The 26306-nt window shown below is 68.0% G+C and carries 24 protein-coding genes and 1 pseudogene; 16 read left to right on the top strand and 9 right to left on the bottom strand.

The genetic code is table 11. The features are described 5' to 3' along the window. Position 1 precedes the first annotated feature (1 nt). From G6N60_RS15710 to G6N60_RS15680, 6 genes and pseudogenes are all read left to right on the top strand, one after another. On the top strand, positions 2-1249 hold the full coding sequence (locus G6N60_RS15710; RefSeq protein ID WP_163738972.1) for an NADH-ubiquinone oxidoreductase-F iron-sulfur binding region domain-containing protein: 1248 nt from the start codon (positions 2-4) through the stop codon (positions 1247-1249). Further along, positions 1239-2804: pseudogene (locus G6N60_RS28600) on the top strand (purine-cytosine permease family protein). The gene G6N60_RS15710 and the pseudogene G6N60_RS28600 overlap by 11 nt, the downstream one beginning before the upstream one ends. Positions 2805-2843: 39 nt before the next feature. Then, positions 2844-3599, top strand: a complete 756-nt coding sequence (locus G6N60_RS15695; RefSeq protein WP_197746943.1) for a cyclase family protein — start codon at positions 2844-2846, stop codon at positions 3597-3599. Positions 3600-3641: 42 nt separating this feature from the next. Next, positions 3642-4109 carry a RidA family protein gene (locus G6N60_RS15690; RefSeq protein WP_163738965.1) on the top strand — a complete coding sequence of 156 codons (468 nt, stop codon included), beginning with the start codon at positions 3642-3644 and terminating at the stop codon, positions 4107-4109. After that, on the top strand, positions 4106-5389 hold the full coding sequence (locus tag G6N60_RS15685; RefSeq protein ID WP_163738962.1) for a M20/M25/M40 family metallo-hydrolase: 1284 nt from the start codon (positions 4106-4108) through the stop codon (positions 5387-5389). Before G6N60_RS15690 ends, G6N60_RS15685 begins: the two co-directional genes overlap by 4 nt. Before the next feature lie 268 nt (positions 5390-5657). Beyond that, positions 5658-6506 carry a COG4705 family protein gene (locus tag G6N60_RS15680; RefSeq protein WP_163738958.1) on the top strand — a complete coding sequence of 283 codons (849 nt, stop codon included), beginning with the start codon at positions 5658-5660 and terminating at the stop codon, positions 6504-6506. 118 nt (positions 6507-6624) lie between these two features. Here G6N60_RS15680 and G6N60_RS15675 read toward each other — a convergent pair whose 3' ends face one another. The 4 genes from G6N60_RS15675 to G6N60_RS15660 form a co-directional block, all read right to left on the bottom strand. Continuing rightward, entirely contained in the window at positions 6625-7014 is a 390-nt protein-coding gene (locus G6N60_RS15675; RefSeq protein ID WP_163738956.1) for a hypothetical protein, read from the bottom strand. 159 nt (positions 7015-7173) lie between these two features. Next, the gene (locus G6N60_RS15670; RefSeq protein ID WP_163738954.1) at positions 7174-8199 is read right to left on the bottom strand and encodes an NADPH:quinone reductase; all 1026 of its coding nucleotides are present in this window, start codon (positions 8197-8199) and stop codon (positions 7174-7176) included. A 51-nt stretch (positions 8200-8250) separates the two neighbouring features. Continuing rightward, positions 8251-8514, bottom strand: a complete 264-nt coding sequence (locus G6N60_RS15665) for a hypothetical protein (protein ID WP_163738951.1) — start codon at positions 8512-8514, stop codon at positions 8251-8253. A gap of 35 nt (positions 8515-8549) precedes the next feature. After that, a complete protein-coding gene (locus tag G6N60_RS15660) occupies positions 8550-9170 on the bottom strand; it encodes a superoxide dismutase (protein WP_163738948.1) in 621 nt (206 codons plus the stop codon). Positions 9171-9350: 180 nt separating this feature from the next. Between G6N60_RS15660 and G6N60_RS15655 the strand changes: the two genes are divergently transcribed. Together G6N60_RS15655 and nicT are read left to right on the top strand one after the other, a co-directional pair. Next, positions 9351-9704 (top strand): ArsR/SmtB family transcription factor, encoded by a 354-nt coding sequence (locus G6N60_RS15655; RefSeq protein WP_246240731.1) that lies wholly within the window; start codon positions 9351-9353, stop codon positions 9702-9704. A gap of 195 nt (positions 9705-9899) precedes the next feature. Further along, complete coding sequence (gene nicT, locus G6N60_RS15650) at positions 9900-11036, top strand: Nickel transporter NicT (RefSeq protein ID WP_246240728.1); 1137 nt, start codon at positions 9900-9902, stop codon at positions 11034-11036. Positions 11037-11047: 11 nt separating this feature from the next. Here the strand turns inward: nicT and G6N60_RS15645 are convergent, their stop codons facing one another. Then, the gene (locus tag G6N60_RS15645; protein WP_372510983.1) at positions 11048-11608 is read right to left on the bottom strand and encodes a TetR/AcrR family transcriptional regulator; all 561 of its coding nucleotides are present in this window, start codon (positions 11606-11608) and stop codon (positions 11048-11050) included. A 73-nt stretch (positions 11609-11681) separates the two neighbouring features. Here G6N60_RS15645 and G6N60_RS15640 point away from each other — a divergent pair, with 73 nt between their 5' ends. Beyond that, positions 11682-12584 carry a TauD/TfdA dioxygenase family protein gene (locus tag G6N60_RS15640; RefSeq protein ID WP_163738945.1) on the top strand — a complete coding sequence of 301 codons (903 nt, stop codon included), beginning with the start codon at positions 11682-11684 and terminating at the stop codon, positions 12582-12584. Between the two features lie 32 nt (positions 12585-12616). Here the strand turns inward: G6N60_RS15640 and G6N60_RS15635 are convergent, their stop codons facing one another. Next, positions 12617-13774, bottom strand: a complete 1158-nt coding sequence (locus G6N60_RS15635; protein WP_246240725.1) for a low temperature requirement protein A — start codon at positions 13772-13774, stop codon at positions 12617-12619. A 333-nt stretch (positions 13775-14107) separates the two neighbouring features. On the opposite strand from G6N60_RS15635, the gene G6N60_RS15630 reads away from it, so the two are divergent. Then, positions 14108-15106 (top strand): AraC family transcriptional regulator, encoded by a 999-nt coding sequence (locus G6N60_RS15630; RefSeq protein WP_163738942.1) that lies wholly within the window; start codon positions 14108-14110, stop codon positions 15104-15106. Between the two features lie 142 nt (positions 15107-15248). After that, on the top strand, positions 15249-15641 hold the full coding sequence (locus G6N60_RS15625; RefSeq protein ID WP_163738939.1) for an STAS domain-containing protein: 393 nt from the start codon (positions 15249-15251) through the stop codon (positions 15639-15641). Between the two features lie 11 nt (positions 15642-15652). Here the strand turns inward: G6N60_RS15625 and G6N60_RS15620 are convergent, their stop codons facing one another. Beyond that, positions 15653-16291 (bottom strand): CGNR zinc finger domain-containing protein, encoded by a 639-nt coding sequence (locus G6N60_RS15620; RefSeq protein ID WP_163738936.1) that lies wholly within the window; start codon positions 16289-16291, stop codon positions 15653-15655. Positions 16292-16415: 124 nt separating this feature from the next. Between G6N60_RS15620 and G6N60_RS15615 the strand changes: the two genes are divergently transcribed. The 3 genes from G6N60_RS15615 (at position 16416) to G6N60_RS15605 (ending at position 18521) form a co-directional block, all read left to right on the top strand. Beyond that, complete coding sequence (locus tag G6N60_RS15615) at positions 16416-17267, top strand: alpha/beta fold hydrolase (RefSeq protein WP_163738933.1); 852 nt, start codon at positions 16416-16418, stop codon at positions 17265-17267. A 43-nt stretch (positions 17268-17310) separates the two neighbouring features. After that, positions 17311-18003, top strand: coding sequence for an alpha/beta fold hydrolase (locus G6N60_RS15610; protein WP_163738930.1), 693 nt, complete (start codon positions 17311-17313; stop codon positions 18001-18003). A gap of 119 nt (positions 18004-18122) precedes the next feature. After that, a complete protein-coding gene (locus tag G6N60_RS15605; RefSeq protein WP_163738927.1) occupies positions 18123-18521 on the top strand; it encodes a nuclear transport factor 2 family protein in 399 nt (132 codons plus the stop codon). 47 nt (positions 18522-18568) lie between these two features. Here the strand turns inward: G6N60_RS15605 and G6N60_RS15600 are convergent, their stop codons facing one another. After that, entirely contained in the window at positions 18569-18907 is a 339-nt protein-coding gene (locus G6N60_RS15600; protein ID WP_163738925.1) for an aminopeptidase, read from the bottom strand. A gap of 183 nt (positions 18908-19090) precedes the next feature. On the opposite strand from G6N60_RS15600, the gene G6N60_RS15595 reads away from it, so the two are divergent. After that, positions 19091-20503 (top strand): amidase, encoded by a 1413-nt coding sequence (locus G6N60_RS15595; RefSeq protein ID WP_163738922.1) that lies wholly within the window; start codon positions 19091-19093, stop codon positions 20501-20503. 49 nt (positions 20504-20552) lie between these two features. Here G6N60_RS15595 and G6N60_RS15590 read toward each other — a convergent pair whose 3' ends face one another. After that, the gene (locus G6N60_RS15590; protein ID WP_163738919.1) at positions 20553-24929 is read right to left on the bottom strand and encodes a tandem-95 repeat protein; all 4377 of its coding nucleotides are present in this window, start codon (positions 24927-24929) and stop codon (positions 20553-20555) included. Positions 24930-25304: 375 nt separating this feature from the next. Here G6N60_RS15590 and G6N60_RS15585 point away from each other — a divergent pair, with 375 nt between their 5' ends. After that, on the top strand, positions 25305-26306 hold the full coding sequence (locus G6N60_RS15585; protein WP_163738916.1) for a zinc-binding alcohol dehydrogenase family protein: 1002 nt from the start codon (positions 25305-25307) through the stop codon (positions 26304-26306).

The raw sequence follows: 26306 nt of genomic DNA, 5'->3' as shown, positions 1-26306 counted from the left end.
GATGCCGACCCCTGACACCCTGCTGCCGCCCCATCGCGTCGACTACCCCGGGTATCTCGACCAGGACGGCTATCTCGCGCTGCACTACGCAGCGGCCGACCGGGACCGGGCCCAGCGCGCACTGCTCGCGACGCCGCTGACCGGTCTGGGCGGCGCTCACTTCCCCTTCGCCCGCAAGGTCGAGTCCGCACTGGCCACGGCCGGACCGCGCGTGGTGGTGTGCAATGCCGCCGAAGACGAACCGGGCAGCCGAAAGGATCGGGCGCTACTGCTGGGCAACCCGCACGTCGTCCTCGAGGGTGTGCTGATCGCGGCGATCACGCTCGACGCCCGCGACGTCGTCCTCTACGTCAGCGACACCGCGCAGGAGGAATGCGACAGCATCACCCGTGCCGTCGACGAGGTGCGCCAACGCTTTCCGTTCGTCGCGGTGCGGATCGTGCGTGCCGACCCCCGGTACGTCTCCGGTGAGGCGACCGCGGCGGTGGACGCCATCAACGGAGGTGACGGCAGGCCCACGGGGCAACCACCGTTCCCGACCGAGAGCGGCGTCGCCGGCCTGCCGACACTGGTGGCCAACTGCGAGACGCTCGCCAACCTTCCGCGCATCGTCCGAGCCGCGTGGGATGAACGCCCCGCCACCTGGACGCGGCTGGCCACTGTCAGCGGTGACGTCACGGCCCCCGGCGTCTTCGAGATCGACCCCGGGACCGATACGTTCAACGACCTGTTCGCACGCGCCGGCGGCCTCACCGGATCTGGCCACCTGAAGGCGTTCCAGCCCGGCGGGCCCTCGACACGGTTCCTGCCCGCCGACAGCGCCGACATCCCCATCGCCGACACGGCAATTCGTGCCGCAGGGTCTCAACCGGGATGCCTGGCGGTGCGGGTCCTCGCGACCGACACGTGCATCGTCGAGATCTGCGAGGAGATCACCGGCTTCTTCAGCAGGGAGCAGTGCGGCCAATGTCCGCCCTGCCGCATGAAGACCCAGACCTATCACCGAACGCTGCAGCAGGTCCTACGACAGAAGGGACCCGACGACCTGCTCGGCAGGCTCGGCGTCGTCGACGAGTTCGTCGCCGACATGCCGCGCAAGTGCTCTTTGATCGACATGCCCACGCCGCCGGTCGAATCCGCCCGCTCATTGTTTCCCGAGGATTTCTCGTCCCACACCGAATACGGCACGTGCGCCCATGCCGAGCCGTTGATCAGCTCACAGATAGGAGCACCGCACCATGGTCAGTGACTCGCCCCTGCCGTCTGGGGGGATCGACGCGGTGGGTCGCGTCGAGACCCGCGGCGTCGACTACATCCCCGAAGCCGAGCGGCATTCTCGGCCCCGCGAGCTCACCGCGGTATTCTTCGGCACCCAATTGTGCTTCGGCATCATCGTTCTGGGGTTCCTGCCCGTCTCCTTCGGATTGGGTTGGTGGGGGTCGCTGACGTCCACGTTGGTCGGGTTGGCCGTCGGCTCGGCGATGTTCGCGCCCCTGGCTCTGCTCAGCACGCGCACCGGCACCAACAGCGCGGTGAGCAGCGGCGCGCACTTCGGTGTGGTCGGCCGCATCGTCGGCTCCCTGGTGGGAGTGTTCACCGCGGTCGGCTTCTATGCACTCACGGTGTGGACCGGGGGCACGGCCCTCGTCGCCGGGCTCCACAAGCTGTTCGGGATGCCCTCCGGCACGGCAGAACTCGCGATCTCCTACGCGCTGATCGCGGCGGCCACGCTCGTGGTCGCCATCTACGGACACGCGAACGTGGTGTTGGCCAACCGGATCCTCGTCCCGACGATGGGTCTGCTGCTCGTGATCGGAGTCATCGTGCTCCTGCCGCACTTCAGCGCCCAACCACCCGTTGCGGGTGGACTGCTGCTCGGCAGTTACCCCGCCACGTGGCTGCTGAGCGCGACGACCGCCGCGTCATTGCCAATCTCGTACTGTCCCTAAGTCGGTGACTACACGCGTTACATCTCGGCGAAGCGCTGGGCATCCCGGCGCGTGGTCACCGCGGCCTTCGTCGGCATGTTCGCCGGCACCGCCGTCGCGCTGTGTTTCGCCATCTACGTCGCGATGTCGTTCCCGGCAGGTGTCACCGACTGGGTCGTGGGCTTCGTCGACGCCTCACCGACCGCCTATGCCGCCGCGATCGTGCTCATCGCCTTGGCGGGTTCCTGCGCCCAGGGCGCCCTGTGCGTCTATGGCACCGGACTGGACACGTCGTCGATCATCCCGTCGCTCAAGCGCGTTCCCGCCACACTGCTCATCGGTGCGCTCGGCACGATCCTGGTCTACGTCGGCGCGTTCCTGTACGACCTCGTTGCGGCGGCCAGTGCCTTCCTCATCATCCTGCTGGTGATCACGGCGCCCTGGTTGATCATCAACCTCATCGGATACCTCCTCACCCGCGGTCGGTATTACGGTCAGGACCTCCAGGTCTTCAACATGCAACCCCGCGTCGCCGGTGGCGCGTACTGGTTCACCCGCGGGTGGAACGTGGCCGCGATGCTGGCGTGGATCCCCGCGACCGTCATCGGAATGATGTTCGTCAACACCACTCTCTACGTCGGACCGTGGGCCAACGTCCTGGGTGGCGTCGACCTCAGCTTCGTGTCCTCGGCGGTCATCGGTGGACTGCTCTACGCCGTGCTCGTCAAGGTCATCCCGCGCAGCGTCGTGGTGCCGACCACGGTCAGCGAGCAGGACGACGCCCAGCGGCTCGCCCGTCTCCTGCGATCGGCCCGCCCCGCTCCCCACTCCGATACGACGGCTGCCGGTGCCATCCCCGTCGCCGACCTGAACTAACCCGTAATCGATTGTCAAACCCAATGATTGGAGAACACCGTGACCACCACTGAACCCGACACGACGGCACGCAGCTACCCGAAGTTCGGCCCCGAAATCATGAAGCGTCCCGTGCGCGTCGTCGACCTCACCCGCGAGATCTTCGAAGGCATGCCGATGTGGTTCGGCCACCAGAAGACCTTCATCAACACCAACCAGACCCACGAGCAGTTCAAGACCACCTACAACACCCACCTCGGATTCGAGGCGCACAACCTGTTGATCAGCGAGCACGCCGGTACTCACACCGACGCCGTCTTCGAGTACGACCCCAACGGCCCCACCATCGATGCGTCGCCGCTGGAGTACTACTACGGCGAGGCGATCTGCCTGGACCTCAGATCGGTGAAGTATCCCGACTACATCACCCCCGCCGACCTCGAGGCTGCAGAGGCGGCAAGCGGGCAGCAGATTCGCAAGGGCGACACCGTCCTTCTCTACACGGGATACGGCGACTCCACCTACCCCGACCTCGCCTACACCGAGAAGCACACCGGCCTCAACCGCGATGCCGCAATCTGGTTGGCCGAGAAGGGCGTCGTCAACATCGCCGTCGACAACGTCGCGATCGACCACGCCGACGACACCGACTTCTCCGGACACGTGGTGTGCGGCGAGTACGGGATCGTCAACACCGAGGGACTCACCAACCTGCATCAGGTGGTGAATCAGCGGTTCCTGTACTTCGGGCTACCGCTCTTCATCCGCAAGGGCACGGGTTCGCCCATCCGCGCGGTCGCCGTGTTCCAAGACTGAATTCCCATCCCGGCCAAGACTGATAGAGGAGAGCCCACGACGATGACGCAACTCGCAGACGCACCCGGACCCGCCGAACGGCAACGGCTGATGCCGCGGGGATCCTGGGACTGGCACATTCCCACGCCCTTCTCCCAGGGATGGCGGGTCGACAATCTGTTGTTCGTGGGTGGCCAGCTGTCCGCCGACGAGCACGGCAACGTGCTGGGGGAGGGGGACATCGAAGTGCAGACCCGCAACGTCTTCGATGCCGTCACAAGGGTTCTCGCGGAGGGTGGGGCGACGTGGCGCGACGTCGTCAAGATGAACACCTACTACGTGTGCGAGGAGAAGGGCGATGCCGTGAGGGAGTTTTGGGAGAAGATGACCCAGGTTCGTCTGCAATATCTGCCCACCCCCGGCCCCGCGGGCACTGCGGTACGCGTCGCCGGTCTGATGTACGACGGATTCCTCATCGAGGTCGAGGCGATCGCCGTGATCGGTAGCGGGTCCATCACGGCCACCTCGTGACCGCTCCCGCCAGTTCCGTCGTCCAACTGACCCAGCAGCTGCTCCGCATCGACACCACGAACCCTGGACGTGCCGAGAGGCCCGCCGCCGAACTGGTGGCCGACCACCTGACCGCGCTCGGGTGCACGGTGCGGTGGTTCGAACCCGAACCGGGTCGCACCAGCGTCGTCACGAGGATCCCCGGTGCGCGTCGGGAGCTCCCTGCCCTGCTCCTGCACGCCCACCTCGACGTGGTACCGGCGATCGAAGGGGATTGGGCGCGTGACCCGTTCGGCGGTGAACTGGTCGACGGCTACCTGTGGGGTCGGGGTGCCGTCGACATGAAGGGCACCGTCGGGATCGTCGTCGACACCCTGACCACGATGCACCACCGCGGCCAGCAGCCGAACCGGGACCTGGTGGTCGCCTTCTTCGCCGACGAGGAAGCCGGGGGACGGGTCGGGGCCGGCTACGTCACACGTGAATGCCCGGAGCTGTTCGCCGACTGCGCCGAAGCCATCGGTGAAGTGGGCGGATTCAGCCACACCCTGTCCGACGACCACCGCGCCTACCTGGTGTCCACCGCCGAGAAGGGAGTGTGGTGGTCCCGGATGGTGGCCGACGGCCGTGCCGGTCATGCCAGCATGATCAACCCCGACAACCCCGTCCACCACCTGGTGGCCGCACTGTCGCGAGTGGCCGGTCATGCGGGACAGGACATTTCGACGGCGTCGACCACGGCGACGTTCGAACGACTACGCGACGTGCTGGCGCTCCCCGACGCCACCACCGAGGAGCTCGTCGATCGACTCGGCCCACTCAAGAAGATGATGCTCGCCGGCTTGCGCAACACCGTGAACCTCACCCAACTGCGAGCCGGGTACAAGACCAATGTCGTGCCCGCCACTGCCGAAGCCACCATCGACGGTCGCTTCGTCCCGGGCACCGAAGACGACTTCCGGGAGGAACTCGTCCGACTAGCTGGCGGTCACGTTCGCCTCGAGGAGATCTACCGCGGGGCGGCCGTCGAGTCCCGTCTGGACTCGGCGCTGCTGGAGGCCATCGGCTCCAGCCTGCGCGCCGAAGACGACACCGCGTTCGTCCTGCCCTACCTCAGCACTGCGTTCACCGATGCCAAATGGCTTGCGCCCCTTGGCATCGACTGCTATGGCTTCGCGCCGATGCTCCTACCCGACGACCTGGACTTCACCGCGCTGTTCCATGGGGTCGACGAACGCGTGCCCACCAGCGCGCTGGACTTCGGCGTCCGTGTCTTCGACCGCCTGCTGAGCAGCTATTGAATGATGACCGAGTGCGGGGGTCGACGTCGTCGCGAGACCCTGACGACCGGCGCTGATCTGAAAGCGACCGCGCCACTGCACTATTCAGCGTGACCGAAGGCAGAGACCTGCGAAGGAACGAATGCCACGACGAGCCTGAGTCGGGGGTGCCAACGTCTCCGCGGGCGGCCGCCGCGATCACGTCCGAGGCAGTCGTGCGCAGCTGTGCGTTGGCTGCCATCTTGGTTGGGCGGCCTGCGTGGTGCGTCGTTGCGTGCGAGGGTCGGATATGCCTCTGACGCCCGGTCAGTACGTGTTGCGCAAGCTGCCGCATATCACCGCGTTGTTCTGGGCGATCAAGATCCTGGCCACCACACTGGGTGAGACTGCCGGGGACTTCTTCTCCCAGACTCTGGGTCTGGGTACCCTTCGTGCCGCCGAACTGCTCTCGGTAATCCTGGTGCTCTTCTTGGCAATCCAATTGCGTGCCAACCGATTTCACCCAGCACTGTTCTGGCTCGTGGTGGTGCTCACCAGCACGCTGGGCACCACGATCTCGGACTTCATCAACTACACCTCCGGTCTCGGACAAGTCACCGGCGCGCTGATCCTGGGCAGCGGGTTGGCATTTGTGCTGCTGATCTGGTGGCGCAGCGGCCAAACCCTCGACGTCGAAAACGTCGCCACCCTCTCCGGAGAGGTGCTGTTTTGGATCGCCGTGGTGTTCTCCAACAGCTTGGGTACGTCCACGGGGGACTACCTGGCGAGCGACCAGGGGCTGGGCGTCGGGCTACTGCCCGCTGCGTTGATGTTGACCGCGGCGATGCTGGTGCTGTTGGCCGCGCACTACCTCACCAGGATCAACGCGATGCTGCTGTTCTGGATCGCATTCATCCTGACCCGACCCTGGGGGGCCGAGGTCGGAAACATCCTCAGCTTCGACCGCGATCGCGGCGGGTTGGGGTGGGGTGACGCGGCCGCGTCCGCCGTGTTGGTCGCCGGGTTGGTGGTCTTGGTGGGCTACCAAACCCTCGACACCCGGCGTCATCCCCTCGAGCCGTTACCGCTGCCGATGAACCGTCACACCGGAGGACCGCAGCGGCCCAACGGCAAGGTCATCACCGTCTCAGCCAACTGACCGCCGCGGTCATCTGCACTCGAATACCCCACGGCGAGTGCGGTTGTGCCGACCGGCCCGTTCGTCGACTCGGCGCCCGAGAGGACCGACTCATGAGTCGATACGACGGATTGGGCTTTCAGCCGAAGATCGACTGCAGGTTGTTGCCCAGTCCACCGAGGATGCCCTCGACGTTGTTGCCGGTGCCGCCGGCGATGCCCTCGAGGTTCTTACCGAATCCCTTCGAGAACTTCTGTGCGTTCTTGCCGGTGCCCCCGACGATGTGTTCGAGGTTCTTACCGAATCCCTTCGAGAACTTCTGTGCGTTCTTGCCGGTGCCCCCGACGATGTGTTCGAGGTTCTTGCCCACTCCGCCCACGATGTGCTGGATGTTCTTGCCGACGTCGCCCCCACCCGGTGCTGCAGACGCCATACCCGCGGGTGCCGCGAACAGCATGACGCCCGCGACGAGCGACGCGCCGGCCAGCTTGCCCGCGCGATGGTTGGATGGTGCGTTGTGTTCCCCCACGATGTGACCCCTCAGACGGTGATGAATGTTCGTCTGCACACGGTAGGGAGACGGCGGGCATCTGTGAATAGGGGAAAACCCTGCTCTTGTCAGCAACCTCCCTCGGGCATCACTGCCTCGTGAGGCTGGCTGACACCAAGACCGGCAAGACGGCGACGATTACTCGCCGACCCGGATGAGGACCTTGCCCGTCACTCCGGATTGGACCGCGTCGTGCGCGGCCGCGGTGTCCTCCAGATCGAAGAAGTGCAACGGCAAACCGGCGTCCTCGCCGACCTCCAGGGCACCGGCGGCCGCCGCGGCGGTGATGTCCTCGCTGGCGTGGCGCAGCGCTTCGGCGCCGACGGTGTACAGGATCAAGAACTGGAAGCGCGCGTTGACCATCATGTTCGGCCGGATGTCGAGTTCGACGCGGTCGCCGCCGTTGTTGGCGTAGATCGCGATCGACGCCCGGTTGTTCGCGACGGCGGCGTCGAGCGCGGCGTTCTGCGCGGGCGCGACTTCGACGACGATGTCGACTCCGTCCGGGGCGACGTCACGGATGGCCGCGGCGGCGTCCCCGGCCGTGTAGTTGACGACGTGGTGCGCGCCGGCGGCGGTAGCCAACGCACCCTTGTCGGGTCCGCTGACGGTGGTGATCACTCGGGCTCCCGCCCAGCGGGCGAGCTGGATCGCGGCGTGGCCGACGGCTCCGGCGCCGCCGGCGACCAGGACCGTCGCCCCGTCGAGGGAGCCGGGGGCCAACCGTGCCGGCCAGTCCTCGGCGACGGTCAGCGCGCGGTGGGCGGTCATCGCGGGCACCCCGAGGCTGGCGCCAACCTCGAAGCCGACGCCGTCGGGCAGCGGCACGACGTTGGTGGCCGGGAGGACCACGTACTCCTGGGCGGTGCCACCCGGACGCTGATGCTGGGCCATGAACACCCACACCCGGTCGCCGACGGCGAGTGCGGTGACGTCCGGACCGATCGCGTCGACGACACCCGCGCCGTCCTGGTTGGGCACGACTTCGGGAAATTCCAGTTCCTGGCCGGCACCACTACCGGCACGACGCTTCCAGTCGGTCGGGTTGACCCCGGAGAGCGCGATGCGGACCCGCACCTCACCGGCACCCGGTTCGGCGACGTCGCGTTCGGTCACTCGCAGGACGGAGCTGTCGCCCGTACGGGAGTAGGTGATCGCCTTCACGTCGCCACTCAACGCGCGGTGTCGCGCGCAGTATTCCGGCGCGGCGCGCGTCTAGCCGTTCGGTCGTCGGCCATTCCGAGAGACCGTCGACGCAATCGCTTGCAGCACTTCGGGTGTGCTCTTGCCGGTGGTGACCTCCATGCCCATCAGCAGCAGCCCGGACAGGTTCACCAGACCGGTGATCAGTCCTTCGTAGCCCTCGGGTTCGGACAGGTAGGCGGCGATGCGTTCCTGCCAGAAATCGGTGTCGTGGCCGTCGTGAGTCCACGCCGTCATCACGTCGATCGCCCAGCGCGTCTTGTCGTCGTCGGCCACGTCGTGCACCCCTACGTCGGGATCTTCTACGTCGCCTAGAAGATCAAGCCGTCGGTCTTGGTGGTGGCCGCGGTGAAGCGGTTCTGCACGTCGGCCCAGTTCACGACGTTCCAGAACGCCGTCACGTAGTCGGCCTTCACGTTCTGGTACTGCAGGTAGTAGGCGTGCTCCCACATGTCCACCTGCAGCAGCGGGATGATCCCCAGCGGCACGTTGGCCTGCTGGTCATAGAGCTGGAAGGTCAGCAGTGTGTGCCCGAGGGTGTCGTAACCCAACACCGCCCACCCCGAACCCTGGAGACCGTTGGCAGCGGCGGTGAACTGGGCCTTGAACTTCTCGAACGAGCCGAACTGGTCGTCGATGGCGGTGGCCAGATCGCCCGCGGGTTCGCCACCGCCGTCGGGGGAGAGGTTCTTCCACCAGATGGAGTGGTTGACGTGCCCGCCGAGGTGGAATGCCAGGTTCTTCTCGTTGAGGAAGATCGCCGCGTGGTCGCCCGCGGCTCGCGCTTCCTCGAGTCTCCCCATGGCGTCGTTGACGCCCTTGACGTAGGTGGCGTGGTGCTTGCCGTGGTGAATCTCGTTGATGCGCCCCGAGATGTGGGGCTCGAGTGCGCCATAGTCATAGTCCAGGTCGGGCAGGGTGTACTCGGCCACGAGTGTCCTTTCTCAACGCGAATGGATGACGGGTCCGCCCGCAGGTGCGTCGAATTCAGCGTCGCGCTTCCCGCCCTCGCACCCTATGACCCCAGAGGCCCATCTGTCCATCTGTTCATGTGTCGTGATGGACGCATCCACGCGGTGTGCGGTCGGCGCTGGCGGCGTGGTCGAGGTGGGATGCTGGACGCCATGGACGGGGCCGATGCGCGCGCACGCGACCGTGGGGTGTCGGCGCCGTCCGACGTCGACACGGCGGCCTGGTCGCAGCGCTTCGACCTGCTGTCCGATCCCACGCGGCTGGAGATCCTGCTCGTCCTGCATCGCGTCCCCGGCATCAACGTGGGGGACCTCGCGACGGCGGTGGGCAGGTCGGAGAACGCTGTCTCACAAGCCCTTCGGGTGCTGCGCCGACTCGACTGGGTGCACTCGACCCGGGTCGGTCGCAGTGTGAGCTATCGGCTCCAGGACGCCGTCGCGCACGACCTGCTCCATTGGATCGGCGCCAAGCGGAGTGCGGGCAGGCGTCCCTGACCTTCGGCACCGGCGATCGAAGCGTCGCATGGTTGCGCGTCGACCCGGATCAGTGCAGGGTAAGGCTGATGCCATCTGCTCACCCAGACAGGTGAACAGGTGAATGGATACGCTGATGACTCACGGGTCGGGCCCCGCCACCGACGCGTACGAACCGAAGGATGTGGCCATGCAGGAAGTCCGCACGGTGGACACGTGGTGACCGCCGAGCTCGGCGAGGAGTCGACCGGCCTCACCCGGTTCCGCCGCAGCCTCAGCCGCGCCGACAAGCGGTCGCTCTTCGGGATGTACGGGTTCATCGTCTTCCTGCACGTCGCCGGCTTCGTGACCCTCTTCGCCTTCGTCGTTCCGCACAACTACCACCTCGGTGGCGATCACCCGATCTTCACCGTCGGTGTCGGCGTGCTGGCGTACACGTTCGGGCTGCGCCACGCGTTCGACGCCGATCACATCGCCGCCGTGGACAACACCACCCGCAAGCTCATCGCTGACGAGGCCGCGATCGGCGGCGACAAGAAGCCCCTGTCGGTGGGGTTCTGGTTCTCACTCGGGCACTCCACGATCGTCTTCGCGCTGTCCTTCCTGCTCGCGCTCGGAGTCAAGGCGTTGGTCGGACCCGTCGAGGACGACAACTCCACCCTGCACACCGTCACCGGCATGATCGGTCCCTCGGTGTCCGGGATCTTCCTGTGGGTGTTGGGCATCCTCAATCTCGTCGCCCTGCTCGGCATCCTCAAGGTGTTCCGCGACATGCGCCGCGGCAGCTACGACGAAGCCGCTCTCGAGAAGCACCTGGACTCACGGGGTTTCATGAATCGCTTCCTCGGCGGGTTGACCAAGTCCGTGCGCAAGCCGTGGCACATCTATCCGATCGGCGTGCTCTTCGGGCTCGGCTTCGACACCGCCACCGAAGTCGGTCTACTCGTCTTGGCCGGCGGCGCGGCCGCCTTCAGCTTGCCGTTCTATGCCGTGCTCGTACTGCCGATCCTGTTCGCCGCGGGAATGTGTCTGATGGACACCACGGACGGCGTGTTCATGAACTACGCCTACGGTTGGGCCTTCGCCAAGCCGGTGCGAAAGATCTTCTACAACTTGACGATTACGTCGATCTCCGTGGCCGTGGCGTTGATCATCGGGACCATCGAACTCATCGGCGTCCTGGCCGATCGACTCAAGATCGACTCCGGCCCGCTCGCCGCCATCGCCAGCATCGACCTGGACTACGTCGGCTACGGCATCGTCGCTCTGTTCGTCATCTCGTGGCTCGCTGCGCTGGCCATCTGGCGGTTCGGACGGATCGAGGAGCGCTGGTCGCACAGCGTCGCCAGCTGACTCCGCGGCGATCACCGGGGGTGCAGCAGCGCTGTCGCCCCCGCTGCGATCGAGCCGGCCACGGCGTCGTCGTCGACGTCGACGAGGCGCAACCCCTCGCGTAGGAACGGTCTGAACAGCCGCCAACCCAGTTGCATCGCAACGACATTCGCTATGGCCAACCGCGCGTCCAGCTCGTCGTCGAACGCCGACGCCGAGTCGGCGACCAGGCGCGCGAGATTGGGGAAGCTCGACTGCAACGTGCCGGCGGGATACCCGTCGAGGAGAGTGCGGGCCATCACCCGCGTATGGCGCTCGAAGGCCCGGTCGATCGCGTCCGATGGCGCATCGGAGGCCACCAGCGTGGCCAAGCCGTCGGCGAGATGGTCGAGTACGGCCCCGACGAGTCGGTCCTTCGTGCCGAAGTGGCGGAACACCAGACCGTGGTTGACGCGAGCCTCGACGGCGATGTCGCGAATCGTGGTGGCAGCCGGACCTCGCTGGGCGAACAGCTCGGCGGCCGCCTCCAGGATCGCGGCCGACACCATCTCCCGTCCGACCGGCGCGGTGGCGGTGGCGTCATCCGTAGTCACTCGACTACAGTAGCGGTCACCACCTGTAGTCACCTCACTACAGCGTTCCGACCAGCGAGAAGAGGGGCCAGCCATGGCGACCCGACCCACCATCACCAAGCTCGGCAGCCGCATCGGGGCACGCATCGACGGCGTGCAGCTCAGTGGTGACACGCCCCGCGCCGCGGTCGACGTGATCCGGTCGGCGCTGCTGGAACACCGCGTGGTCTTCTTCCGCGGCCAACATCATCTCGACGACGCCGCGCAACACGACTTCGCCTCGTTGCTGGGCGACCCGGTCGGCCATCCCGCGGCGGGACCGCTGGCCAGTGCCACCGCACCGGTGATCACGCCCATCGACTCCGAGTACGGCAAGGCCACCCGCTGGCACACGGACGTGACCTTCGTCGCCGACTATCCCGCGATGTCCATCCTGCGCGCCGTGACGCTGCCGAGCTACGGCGGCTCGACGTTGTGGGCCTCGACCGCCGCCGCCTACGACGCGTTGCCCGAGCCGCTCAAGCTGCTGGCGGAGAACGCGTGGGCCCTGCACAGCAACCGCTACGACTATGCCGACCCTGCGGACCACGAGGGCAGCGAGCAGCAGCGCGCCCTGCGGGCGGCGTTCGAGAAGCCCGACTTCAAGACCGAACACCCCGTCGTGCGGGTGCATCCCGAGACGGGCGAACGGACCCTGGTCGCGGGGGACTTCGTGCGCGGATTCGTCGGCATGGACGCCTACGAGTCGCGCGCACTGCTGGATCTGTTGCAGCGTCGGATCACCATGCCGGAGAACACGATTCGGTGGAATTGGGAAGCCGGCGACGTCGCGATGTGGGACAACCGCGCCACCCAGCACCGTGCGGTGGACGACTACGACGGCCAGTACCGGCTCATGCATCGCGTCACCTTGGCCGGTGACGTGCCCGTCGACGTCCACGGTCGGCGCAGCCGGTCGGTCGGTGCAGATGGCGGACCTCGGCGACGAACGGCCTGATCGCTCCGCGAAGCAATCCCGTGCGGACGTCCTCAGCGTGCGTGCCCGGCCACTCCCGTACCGATGCGCGGACGTTGCCACAACTCCCACGCGAGGCGGACGACCCCGATGGCGGTGAGTACGGCGAGGGCCGCGACGCCGGGTACGTGCAGCAGGGCCGGCAGGGTCGCCGCGGCGGCGAGCCCGGCGGCCAGGCGATCGGTAGGGATTTGCCGGTGGTCGCGCCATCGATAGGCGACGTCGCCGAGGTAGAACAGCGCCGTGCCACCGGCGAGCGCGACGGCCGGCAGCAAAGGCAGCGCGGTGGTGGGGTGCGCGACGGCGGCGTGAGCGCCGACGGCGAACGACATGATGGCCGCGACCAGTGGTAGGTGCAGGTAGCTATAGGCGTCGCGGGCGAGGTGGGCGCGCTCGGTACCCGTGGTCTGCTCCAACCGCTGCTGCGCTCCGCTGCTCAAGCCGAAGTACGTCCACCAGAACGTCGCGTTCATCGCCACCCCCAGGACCAGCGCGACGATGACGTCGAACTGGTGCAGATCGGTTGCGCCGTAACCTAATTCGACGATGGCCTCACCGAGTGCGATGATGATGATCGAGCCGTGCCGGGAGACGAAGTACGAGGGTGAGACGCGGAATCCACCGAGGCCCACGACGGCCGGCGCGCCGTAGTCGATGACCGCTGCGGCCACCCACAGTAATTCGCGTCCCGGCGATGCGACGAAGGCGGCGGCCACGATGCATGCGGGTGCCAGGACGAACGCCGGCGCTATGCGTCTGATGCTGCGCCGAAGGTCGGCGTCGTCGCGCGACGAGTGGGCGAGGAACTTGGCGACGTGGATCAACCGGACCGCCAGCAGGGCGATCGCAAAGACCAAGGCTCCGGACGAGAATGCCGTGGGCAACGCCGTGGCGGCGACCAGCATCGCCGCCATCGCCGCGATGACGGCCGCTTCGTGCCCGACATTCGTCGTGTCGAAGGTGTTGATCAGCCAGGTGTAGCCGACCCAGGCCCACCACACCGCCAGCAGGGCCAGGGCTGCACGCCCGAATCCCCGCGGCGTCAGATCGTTCACCATCAGGTGGGTGACCTGCGACATCGCGAACGTGAACACCAGATCGAAGAAGAGTTCGAGGTTGCCCTCCGACGTCGAACCCGAAGTGTCACCGGTGTTCTCGTCGTCGCCGGTCACGGGGTGACTCCGAGCCGTGCCTCGGGCACCCGTGACGACGCGGCAGCGGTCCACACCGGCGGTTCCTTCACCTTCGACGTCCTCTCCCCGGGGATCTGCGGCCAGTCTGTCAACGCGTCGTGCCGTCGAGCGCCGACCCGACGGTCGCAAGCCACGACCCGTGATTCGTCCTGGCAGGCCGAGATGAAGCGGGCTGCACCGCGGCCATCAATTCATCGGCGGCGCAGATTCATTGGGGCGCAGGTGCGCCTGAGGACCCGATGGGTGCGGCGGCCGGGTGGGTCAGTCCTCGGCTGTGGCTACAATCGGCAACTTCAGACGACCCGAGGAGCGATGACCGTGCTCTTGGACGACATCTTCGAATCATCGCCCCGAATTCAGGCGACGGAGGTCGATGAAGCGGCCGACGTCTTGTCGCGGGTGTTCCTGCCGTTGACGCTCCGCTCCGCCGACTCGGAGGCGCTGGACATGAGCTTGCAGGCCGAGGAGTTGCCGGTATTGACGGCGGGCTATCTGCACTTCGGTACGGCAGTCCACATTCGCGGAGACGAAGTCCCCGCCTATTTCATCGAAGCCCCCCTGACCGGCATGGCCATCAATCGATGGGCGGATGGGCGCCTGGAGAAGACCGCGGTCGGTTCGGCCGCGGTCTTCACACCGGGTATGGCGGTCGATCTGAACTGGTCCAAGGACTGCCGCGAGATCTGCATCAAGATCACCGAAGATCAGATGCGACGCCAGCTGGAGAGAATGATGGACCGGCCGGTGCGGAAGCGAATCACCTTCGCCCGCGGCATGGACGTGGGCGCCCAAACCGCGAGCAACTGGTTTGGACTGGTGCGCCTGCTGGCGCGCGAGGCCGGGCGCGCCGACGGGGTGCTGGCTCACCGATTGGCCGTCGAGAATCTGCAACAGCTGTTGGTCCAGGGCTTCCTGCTGATTCAGCCGCACAACTACGCCGAGGCGCTGGCCGAGGACGAATCCAGCGCCAGCGCCACGGTGGTCAAACGTGCGATCGACGCGATGCACGCCCATCCGGAAAACCCCTGGAGCACAGTGGATCTCGCGCGTTCGACCGGGGTCAGCGCCAGGGCGTTGCAAAAGGCCTTCCAACGGGCCGGTCAGCCACCGCCCATGACCTATCTGCGTCGGCTACGACTACATGAAGCGCATGCCGAGCTCGCCAGCCAGTGTCCCAGCACGACCACGGTCACGACGGTGGCGGGGCGCTGGGGATTCCTGCACTTGAGCCGGTTCGCGGAACAGTATCGCGAGATGTTCGGAGAGAGCCCGTCGGAGACGCTCAGGACGAGCTCGCCGGGAGTGTCGTAGCGGTTGCCGACGACCGCCCGCGCTGACTTCGAGCGTGACCGGCGGGCCGGCGCGAAACGGGCGAGTCGGCAACGCTCCGCGGATATCGCATGGTCGGCGGAATCGCTTCACTGCTCTGGTGACCGGGTGTGCTGAAGGACGGGTGAGGGGTCGCGATGCCGCGCGCAAGCCCTGGCACATCGGTGTCGAGTGGCGGCGGGTGACGGTCCGGGCCACCGTGATCAGCCCCAACGGTGACCTGCGTGGGGAGGGCGCGACGGCCCTTCAGAGGACGCTGGCCGGTGAGCTGACGGGCACACCCGACGTGATGGTGCTCGACATGTCCGACCTCGAGCAGCTGGACGGCGACGGCATCGCGGCGCTGACGTCGATTGCCGAGCTCGCGGCGGCGGAAGGCATCCGGTTCTGCCTGGTGGTGCCGCCGCAATCCGCACTCTCGACCCACCCGCAGGTGGCGACGCTGATGGAGACGTTCCCCACGTTCGGGTCGGTCGCCGACGCGCTGCAGGGCCGCCCTTCACCCGGCCAGCCCTAGGCGACGCCGGGCTAGGCGTCCGTGACGTCGTCGTGCGCGGTCGCCGCCCGGTGCCGGCGCACCTTCTCGCGGTTGCCGCACAGGGCCATGGAACACCAGCGCCGTCGATGCGCCTTGGTGCGGTCGTAGAAGATGATGGTGCAGCCCTCGCATCGACGCACCAGCCTGGGTTCACCGTCGGCCAACAGTCGGCCCCACGCCTCGGCAACCGGGACGAGCAGTTGCGTGGGGTGGGTCCAGTGGTGGTGATCGTGCATCTGGAGGCCACCGGCGTCGTCGTGGTGTAGCTGTGTGAAGCGTCGCCCCGATTGCATCACCGCGTTCAGTCGATCGGTCACCTCGGAGGGAATCGGAGCCGCGGGATTCGCGATCCAGGCCAGCACGGTGGCCCGTAGCCGTTCGCGAAGGTCGCGGGCCGCGACGGCGACGTCGTCGAGCTCGGCGGGGCTGAACATCTCTGCGATGGCATCGAGTTCGTGCCGGTCGATCAGCCCGGCTCGGGCCAGCCAGGTGAGGTAGCCGGACCCGTCGCCGATCAGCTCGACGGCCGGCATGCCGGGGACGGGCACGGCCAGGGTGTTCACGAGTTCCAGTGCGGGGTCGTCGCCCAGCCCGACGATGACTTCGATGGGCTCGTTGATGGACGCCACCTTCTCCTGCCGACTTCCTGTGTTCCACCGTCGCGGCATTGACAGACTACCGCGCGCATCTGTAACCCTTGAAACATCATTTCAACAGTTACACACACGTCGCGAACAGGACTTGGAGATCGCCATGAGCGCCATCCGCCATCACTCGGTGCACGTCGAGGACCTCGACGTGTTCGTTCGGGAGGCCGGTGATTCGACCCGGCCGACGCTGGTGTGTCTGCCCGGCTATCCGTCGAGCACCCGGGCCTACGTCCGTCTCATCGACCGTCTCGCCACGGACTGGCACGTCGTGGCCATCGACTACCCGGGCTTCGGATGGTCTCAGCCCCTGCCCGGCACGCCCACGTTCGATCGACTGGCGGCGGTCACCGGCGCGACCATCGACGCCCTCGGCATCGAGGACTACGCGCTCTACATGTTCGACTTCGGCGCCCCCGTCGGCTTTCGCATCGCCCTCCGGCACGACCGCCGGGTGCGGGCGATCGTGACCCAGAACGCGAACGCCTACACCGACGGTCTCGGGCCCGGTGTGGCTCCGCTGGCCGCCTGGTGGGCCGACGAACACGCCGGCCGAGCAGCCATCGACGAATTCCTCAGTCTGGCCGGCACCCAAGCCCAGTGGCGAGCCGGCGCCCGCGACGTCGAACACGTCGACCCCGACCACGCCCTCGCCGATCAGCGCGTACTGGACCTGCCCGCACGCGCCGAGTACATGAGGGCTCTGCTCTGGGACTACCAGAGCAATCCGCCCCTCTACCCGGACTGGCAGACCTGGCTGCGCACCCGCCGACCCCACCTGCTGGCCATCTGGGGGGGGAACGACCCGTTCTTCGTCCCCGCCGGTGCGCTCGCCTACCAACGCGACGTCCCCGCGGCGGAGGTGGTTCTGCTCGACACCGGCCACTTCGCCCTGGAGGAAGAGGCCGACGAGATCGCCGCCCGTGTCGGTGCCCTCCTAGCCGCCACCTTCGCATGAAAGCCGTTCGCGTACAGCTTTTTTCACCGATCTGGAGACATCGATGACCGCCGACCCCACCTTCGTCCTCGTCCATGCCGCATGGGCCGACGGCTCCAGTTGGGCCCCCGTCATCGGTGCCCTGCAGCGTCGCGGCCACCGCGTCGTCGCCGCCCCGCTGCCGCTGACCTCCTTCGCCGAGGACGTCAACGCGCTGAACGCCGTCCTGCACCGCGTGCCGGGGCCCGTCGTCCTCGCGGGTCACGCCTACGCGGGAGCCGTCATCGGGTCGGCGGACACCGACACGGTCACCGCGCTGGTGTACGTCGCCGCGATCGCGCCACGCGAGGGTGAGACGGTCGCCGAACTGTTCCATCGAGCGCCCGCACATCCCCGGGCGCCCCAGCTCATTCCCGATGACGACGGCTGGATCTGGTTGCCCGACAACGCCTTCGCGGACGCGTTCGCCCAGAATGCCACGCCGGACGAACAGGCCCTGCTCGCTGCCGTCCAACGACCCCTCTCGCCGTCGTGCATCACGGTCCCCGCACCTCGGCCCGCGTGGCACGACGTCCCCAGTTGGTTCCTCGTCGCCGACCAGGACCGCATGATCGCCCCCGAAACCCAGCTGTTCGTGGCCGCCCGCATGAACGCCACGACCCACCGCGCCGACGCCGACCACCTGCCGATGCTCACCCAGCCCGACGGTGTCACCGACATCCTGCTGACCGCCGCCAGCGCGACGACCACCCGCTGAGCCGCGAGGCTGCCCGCCAAAGGGCCTCGCAGCCAACCGAATTGCCTGCCTCCGACCGCCCGCGGCCGACCGCGCCAGCGTCGACGAAGGCCCACACCCCAACCCCGAGGAGACCAACAGTGAGCACGCCCACCGAGACCGTACGAGCCTTCTACGCGGCCCTGTCCGCCGGCGACCTGCCCGCCGCCATGCGTTTGATGACCGAAGACATCGAATGGATCACGATGTTGGATCCGTCGAACATCACCGGACGCGGACCGCACCACGTCGTCGAGGAAGTCCTCGAACCCCTCGCCCGGGAATGGACGAGCTACGCGCTGTCGCCCAGCGAGTTCATCGCCGACGGCGACACCGTGGTGTCCTTGGGCCGCTTCACCTGTGTGCACGGCACGACCGGCAAACGGGCCGACGCCAAATACGCGCACATTTGGACGATCGACGCCGGCAGAATCGCCCGCTTCCGGCAATACATCGACACGTTCGCCATCACGCAGGCGCGCGAAGCGTCGTCGTCCTAGACGACGTGGTTCAGCGGCCTCGCGAGGGCGTCACCGAATCGGCGACGTCAGCGCGTGCCGACGGCTCGTCGCGGCACGACGAAGGAGCCAACGAGCGCGAGCGCACCGATGACGGCCAGCGGGATCGACCAGGACCGCCGCGTCGAGACGGCCGACTCGCACTGCCCGACGAAGTCGCTATGGGGGATGAGCTGGTTCAGGATCGGGATGTTGGCCCCCGTGCCGTTGTCGGCCGACCGTGCGCTGGTCAGGTCTTCACTGACGGCGTTGCCGCAGCCGACACTGTTTCCGTTGTTGCCCGAGACCGACACCGGCACCAGCAGCGCGATGACACCCGCCACCAGCAAAACCGCACCGACCGCCAAGACCAATCGCCGAAGTGTCATGTCTTCCTCCATTCCTGAACGTCCGACCGACGGACATACCCGCTGGCGGTCTCTGCAAACGCACCCATCGCGGTCGATGGGGTTTGACGGCCCGGGCGGCGTGGCACCCTTGTCACTTTGCGACGACCACGACCCATTCCCGCGCCCCGAGGCAGACAGACGCGGCGACCTGAGAGGAATGCGATGACCATCGAGCTCGTCTACGCGGATGCGACGCGCCTGGCCGAGCTGGTCCGCACCAAGGAGGTGTCGCCGGTCGAGATCGTGCAGGCTCACCTCGACCGGATCGATGCCGTCGACCCCAGGTTGAACGCGATCGTCACGGTCGCCGACGACGCGATCGCCGCGGCCCGGGCTGCGGAGGCGACGGTTCTGTCAGGTGAGGCATTCGGTCCTCTGCTCGGAGTCCCGTTCACCGTCAAGGATTCCATCGACACCGCCGGGCTCTTGACCCAACGCGGGTCGCCAATCTTCAAGGGCCGCATACCGACTGAGGATGCCACCAGCGTTGCCCGGATGAAGTCGGCCGGCGCCATCGTGCTGGCGAAGACGAACCTCCCGGAGTTCTCGTACTGGATCGAGAGCGACAATCTGCTCACTGGACGAACCAACAACCCGTGGAACCTCGAACGCACGCCCGGCGGTTCGAGTGGCGGGGAGTCGGCGGCCATCGCGGCTGGTTTGTCGCCGCTTGGACTCGGGACCGACCTGGCCATCTCGGTGCGCGGGCCGGCAGCGCAGACCGGAATCACGTCGATGAAGCCCACCCACGGTCGGATTCCCATGACGGGCGTCTGGCCACGGGTGCCGCGGCGCAACTGGCACGTCGGGCCGATGGCGCGCACCGTGCGCGACGTCGCGCTGGCGTACTCCCTCCTCGTCGGTCCGGACGGTCTGGACGGATACGCTTCGAGCACAGTCGAATTCGATGCCGGCGTCGGATCGTCGCCCGACCGTCCGGTGCGGGTGGGCTGGCTCGTCGAACCGGGCTTCGGTCCGATCGATCCGCAGATCGCCGCGACGGTTCGGGCCGCAGCCGATGCGCTGGCCGGTCTGGGCTGCGTGGTCGAAGCCGCCCACATCAAAGCGCTAGAACGGGACTTCGCCCTCGACGTCTTCAACCGGCTGCACGTGATGGAGATGAAGCCGGCCTTCCTCGAGGCGGTCGCCGGTCATCCGGACGAGGAGATCTACACGATGGCGCGGACGATGATGAGGCTGCCCGAGACGTCGGTCGAGGATTACGTGAAAGCCGAACAAGCCGCCGAGCGGCTCAGAGACGGTTTTGCCGACTTCTTCCAGCGATACGACGCATTGATCACTCCTGTCCAGCCGATCCCAGCCTACGAGCACGGCGCCGCACGATTCGTCATCGACGGTCGGACGGTGGCCGCCACGTACCTGCAGGGCGCGACGGTGCCACTGAACGTCACGGGCCTACCGGGTCTGACGATCAGGTTCGGCACCAGTGCTGACGCCATGCCGATCAATGTGCAGCTGGTCGCGAGCTGGCAGGCGGAGTCGACGCTCCTGCACCTGGGTGCCCTGCTGGAAAGTGTCAGTCCCGTAAGCGATCTGCACCCAGTTTTGGACTGACGGACACCGCCCTTCTCGCCGATCCCGTACGTGGGTCGACCCGCCGCGGCTAGCTGATGATCAACGTCACCGTCGCAGGCGCGCTGTCCACGGTCCCGTCGTTGACCTTGTAGGTGAAGAAGTCCTGACCGGTGTAGCCGGTGACGGGGTTGTAGGTGAATGCGAGTTGGGTTCCGTCGAAGAACAGCGTGCCGTGTTGGGTCGTGGTGATCAGCGTCCCGGTCAGCGTGTCGCCGTCGACGTCGGAGGATCTGTTCGCCAGGGAGAATCCAACGTAGGTGTTCTTCGGGACGGGGATGGTGTCGTTGGCGACCACCGGGGCGTCGTTGACGGGTGTCACCGTGATCGTGACGGTCGTCGGAGCGCTAGTGATCGCGCCGTCGCTGGCTTCGTAGGTGAACCCATCGGTGCCGTTGAAGTTGGGTGCCGGGGTGTAGCTGAAGGATCCATCCGAGAAGAGCGTCAGCGACCCGTTCGTCGGTTGGGCGCCGATGCTCGCCACCGTCAGCGGCTGCCCTTCGGGGTCGGTGTCGTTGCCGAGTATTCCTGGGCCGTTGACGGTGAGGGTGTGGTCTTCGGCGACGGTGTAGGTGTCGGCGACCCCGGTGGGGGGTTGATTGGAGGTGGCGGTCACGGTGATGTCGACGGTGCCGACGCTGGACGCGGTGCCGTCGGACACGGTGTAGGTGAACGAGTCCGGTCCGGCGTAGCCGGTGCTCGGTTGGTAGGTGAAGGCGCCGTTGCCGACCAGTCGGGTGAGTGTGCCGTGCTGGGGTTGGGTGCCCGCAGTGATGGCGAGGGCATCGCCCTCGGCGTCGGTGTCGTTGGCCAGCAGACCTGGTGCGTCGACGGTGAGGACGCCGTTTCCGGCGACGGTGTAGACGTCGGTGCCGGCGACCGGTGCGTCGTTGACCGGGGTGATGGTGATGCTCACGAGCGCGGCGTTGCTGACTGCGCCGGTGTTGTCCTTGACGGTGTAGGTGAAGCTGTCGGAGGTGACCTCGGCGCCGTTGGAGGCGTAGGTGACGGTGCCGTTGGTGTTGACGGTGACGGTGCCCGCGGTGGGTTGGCGGACGATGACGATCGTGGCGGGGTTGATGGTGCCGTCGACGTCGGTGTCGTTGGTAGTCAACGTGATCGAGGCGGTCGCGCCTTCGGCGACGGTGGCGGTGTCGTTCACCGCGACCGGTGGGTCGTTGACCGGGGTCACGGTGATCGTCGTGGTCGCGGTGGAGCCGCCGTTGAGGGTGTAGGTGAAGCTGTCGGTGCCGTTGTAGTTGGCCGCCGGGGTGTAGCTGGTGGTCGTGGTGGTGAAGGTGACTGCACCGTGGGCGGGTTGGGTGACTGCGGTGATGACCTTGGGTCCGCCGTCGGTGTCGGTGTCATTGGCGAGCACCGCGATGACGGTGGTGCCGCTGTCCTCGGCGACGGTGACGCTGTCGTTGACCGCCACCGGCGCAACGTCGACCGGCGTCAGGCTGCTGCCGGTCACTCCTGAAGTCCCGTTCCCGGCACCACCTGTACCGGCGTCACCGGGGGTGCCGTTTGGCGGGCCGCCGTTACCGCCATTGCCACCGGTTCCGGTCCCGCTCGTCCCGCCGTCGCCGCCGGCACCACCGCCTGGGGTGAAGTAATAGCCCCGGTCTGTGGCGGCGGCCCCTCCATTGCCGCCGTCGCCGCCGGCGCCGGTTTCGCTGGCACCGCCGTTGCCGCCCGCTCCGGCGGTGGCAGCGAACCCGGAGGTGACGCTGCCGCCAGTGCCGCCGGTGCCGCCGCGACCCGTCAGGCCCGACCCGCCGTCACCGCCGTTGCCGGCGAGTCCGTCTGCTGTCCCGGTGGCAGTTGCGTTCCCACCGTTTCCGCCGGTTCCACCATTGGTGCCGTTGCCACCGCGACCGCCGTTGCCCGCGCGGACGTTCACATAGTCAGTAGGAGCGTCATTACCGCCGTTGCCGCCGTCACCCCCGTTGCCGCTGACGCCGTTGACGCCAGTACTGGTGCCCGTCCCGCCCCTGCCTCCAGCGCCACCAGTGCCGCCAGCTCCGCCATCGCCGCCGCTGAGTTGTCCACCGTCGGCACCAGAACCGCCGTTGCCTCCGTTGCCTCCGTCGGCGCCGTTGCCCCCGTTGCCTCGAACGCCAGTGAGCCCTTCAGAGCCAGCCCGGCCGCCGGTGCCCCCGGTGCCGGCGCCCCCGCCGAGTCCGGCGGCTCCGCCCGCGCCTCCGTTGCCTCCGTTGCCGCCGGCTTGCCCATCGGCGCCGTTGGCGCCGTTGGCACTGGGGGCGACGCCGTTCGCCCCGTTGGCGCCGTCGGCGCCCCGGGCCCCGTTGCCGCCGTTGCCGCCGTTGCCCCCGCTGGCGCCGTTGCCGCCGTCCCCGTTCACCCCGGCCTGTCCGTCGCTCCCCGCGAGTCCACCGGTGCCTCCGGTTCCCGCGGCGCCTCCGCTGCCCGCGGCACCGGCATTGCCGCCGGCACCGCCAGACCCGCCGGCCTGACCCGCGGTCCCGTCGGAACCGCTGCCCCCGGCGACGGTGGCGTTCGCGCCCGCAACGCCGTCGGCGCCCTGCGCGCCGTTACCGCCGCGGCCGCCGTCACCGCCATTGCCCCCAGCGCCGCCGTCGCCGTTGCGGCCCGCAGCGCCCACGGTCGAACCGACTCCACCCAATCCCGCGTTGCCGCCCGCACCGCCGCTGCCGCCGCTACCGCCGGCCTGACCGTGGCCGCCGTTGGCGCCGGGGTCCGGACCTGCTGCGCCCGCGATCCCAGCGGCGCCGCGCCCGCCGGTGCCTCCGCGGCCACCGTTGCCACCGGCCCCGCCAGCGCCCTGCACCGCGGTGGCGCCATTGGCGCCGCCCCCGCCACCAGTGCCTCCGCTACCCGACGCACCCCCTACACCGGCCAGACCGGCGGCCCCACCGGTTCCACCGTTACCGCCAGCGGTGCCGGCGGTCCCTGCGGTCCCGCTGGCACCGGCGGTCGTCGCGTCGGCCCCGTCGATTCCGTCGGTGCCGTTTGCGCCGCGCCCGCCGGCGCCACCGTCGGCGGCGTTGCCGCCGCGGCCCCCGGTTCCGTTGACCCCTGAGGTCCCGGCGGTGCCGAACAACCCGGCACGACCCGCCGCTCCGGCATCCCCACCGGCCCCACCCGAGCCGCCGGATCCGCCCGTCATGCCGTTGCCCCCGGCGCCCCCGGAGAGGGTGGCCGCCAGCCCCTGTGCGCCGGCCACCCCATTGCCCCCGATGCCGCCGGTACCGCCGGACCCCCCGCTGCCGCCGGTACCGATGAGCAGGCCGCCGCTACCGCCGGTACCGCCCGCACCGCCTGCGGTCCCGTTGGTGCCGGACTGCCCGGCGGACAGACCGTTGGCGCCGTCGAGACCATTGGCCCCGGCCCCGCCCGCGCCGCCGGTGCCGATCAGCAGGCCGCCGTTTCCGCCGCGTCCACCCGTCCCGTCGTTGATCGTGGCGACTCCGGCGCCGCCGGTGCCGCCGTTGCCGAGGAACCCGACCGCGCCGCCGTCACCGCCGTCGAAGCCCGCACCCCCGACACCGAGCAGCAACCCGCCGTTGCCGCCGCGGCAGGACGTTCCGCCCACGCAGGAGGCGGCGGTGTAGCTGTAGCCGGTGCCCAGCAGCAGACCCGCGTTGGGGTGGGTGGCGGTGCCGTTGCTGACGAACAGAGCCATCACGTCACCGATCAGGGTGCCCAGATTTGGTGGGACGGTCGGGGTGAGCGCCGCTGGGGCGAGGGTGGTGACGGCGAGCCGCGTCGGTGCCACCACGGCATTGGCCACGACGGCATTCGCCGTAGCGGCGTCGGTGACCTTGGTGTTGGTGGTCGAGGTCTGCGGCAGCGTCTTGGCCGCCGTCGGCGTCTGGTCGACGGTGCTCGTCACCGCTGCCGTCTTCGCCGCCGCCGTGTTCGTCCCCGGCGCGGAATGGGTGTCCGGGGTGGTGCGCGTCGTGGACGCGGCGGTGGGGGTGTGCGCCGTGGTGTCCGCGGTCGAGGAGGCCGCCGATCCGGTGTGCGTGGTGGCGTTGCGCCCGGTGGTGCTGGGATGACGCGCCGTGCCCGCCGTACCGGCGGTCTTCGTCGTCGACGGCGTGCTCGTGGAGGTCCCCGTCGACGCGCTGGTGGCAGACGACGGCGACGCCGAACTGGTGACGCTCCCCGCGGACCCCGCCCCCGAGGACCCGGCACCCGGTCCGGTGTCGCCGTGGGTGGCCGAAGTCGAGGTCGAGGACGTGCTGCCCTCGGAGTGTTCGGTGTCGGCGTGGGCGAGCCCGGCGCTGCACATGACCGCTGCTCCCAGGCCCATGGTGATGGCCCCGGTGCTCAGCCAGGCCGACACCGGCATCACTCGGCCCGCCTGCCGGTCGGTGCCAGCTTTGCTCTGCCGAGTGCTGCTGCGGTGCTTTCCCGCCATCGGATGTTCCCCTCGAGTGTTCGACGTCGCGTTGCGCGAGACCTGGCTCGCGTCGCTCTGCACGGTCGTTGGCCCACCCCGTCCGGTGACCCGCAACCGTCGCTCGTGGCGTGAGGGTTGGTGGTCCCGGCGGGCTCAACGGCGCGGTCGCGCTTTGCTAGACGACGACGCCGAGGCGAATGTAGCCGACGAATCGGCCGCCACCATGCCCGTTCTTGACGTGCGCGCAGATTGCAGTAGTCCCACCGCGAAATGCAGTAGTCCGGCCCCCGCGCCCCTCGATCACTGCAGTAGTGCGCGCGCACGTCCCACCGTGAGGTACGACCTCGTCGACGATCATGGCCCGCGACCCCAAGGGCGAGGAAGATGGACGACATGGCCTCCATGACCGCCGTCGCCTCCTTCGCAGGACTGCCCATCGAGGACCCGAACAGTCTGGTGGACGTCCGCACACCCGTTCCCGAGCTGCGCCCCCGCGACGTGCTGGTCCGTGTGATGGCCGTTTCGGTCAACCCGGTGGACGTCAAGACGCGCGCGACCCTACCCAAGTCCGACACACCCGTCATCCTCGGCTTCGACGCCGCCGGCACGGTCGAAGCCGTTGGGGCGCAGGTCAGTTCGTTCGCCGTCGGGGACGAGGTGTGGTACGCCGGTGACATCGGCCGCCAGGGCAGCAACGCGGAGTTCGAGGCCGTCGACGAACGCATCGTCGCCCGCAAACCGACCACACTGTCATTCGCCGACGCGGCCGCCCTGCCACTGACCACCATCACGGCCTGGGAGGCCCTCTTCGACCGCTTCGAACTGACCGAGAACTCGCAGGGAACGCTGCTGGTACTCGGCGCCGCGGGCGGCGTCGGCTCCATCCTCATCCAGTTGGCCAGGGCACTGACCAAGCTGAAAGTCATCGGAACGGCCAGCCGCGACGATTCCCGGCGTTGGGCGACGTCGATGGGCGCCGACGACGTCATCGATCATCACCATCTCCGCGAAGAGGCTCTGGCGGCGGCCCCGGACGGCATCGACTACCTCTTCTCTCCGCACACCGCGGGCAACGTCGAGACCTACGCCGCGATCATGCGCCCGTTCGGTCACATCACCGCCATCGACGAGCCGCCGAATCTAAATCTGTTGCCGCTCAAGGACAAGAGCATCACCTGGCACTGGGAGTTCATGTTCACCCGATCCAAATTCGAGACCCCCGACATGGTCGAACAACAGCGCCTGCTGACCCGTACTGCTCAACTGGTGGACGACGGGGTGCTACGCACTACCGCCACTCGCACCATCGACGACTTCACCGCCCACGGACTGCGTGAGGCGCACGAGGCGGTCGAGTCCGGGCGCATGACCGGCAAGGTCACCGTCCACAGATGA

The sequence above is a fragment of the Mycolicibacterium madagascariense genome (assembly GCF_010729665.1).
Taxonomy (GTDB): Bacteria; Actinomycetota; Actinomycetes; order Mycobacteriales; family Mycobacteriaceae; genus Mycobacterium; species Mycobacterium madagascariense.
This window is presented reverse-complemented; position numbering and strand designations above follow the sequence as displayed.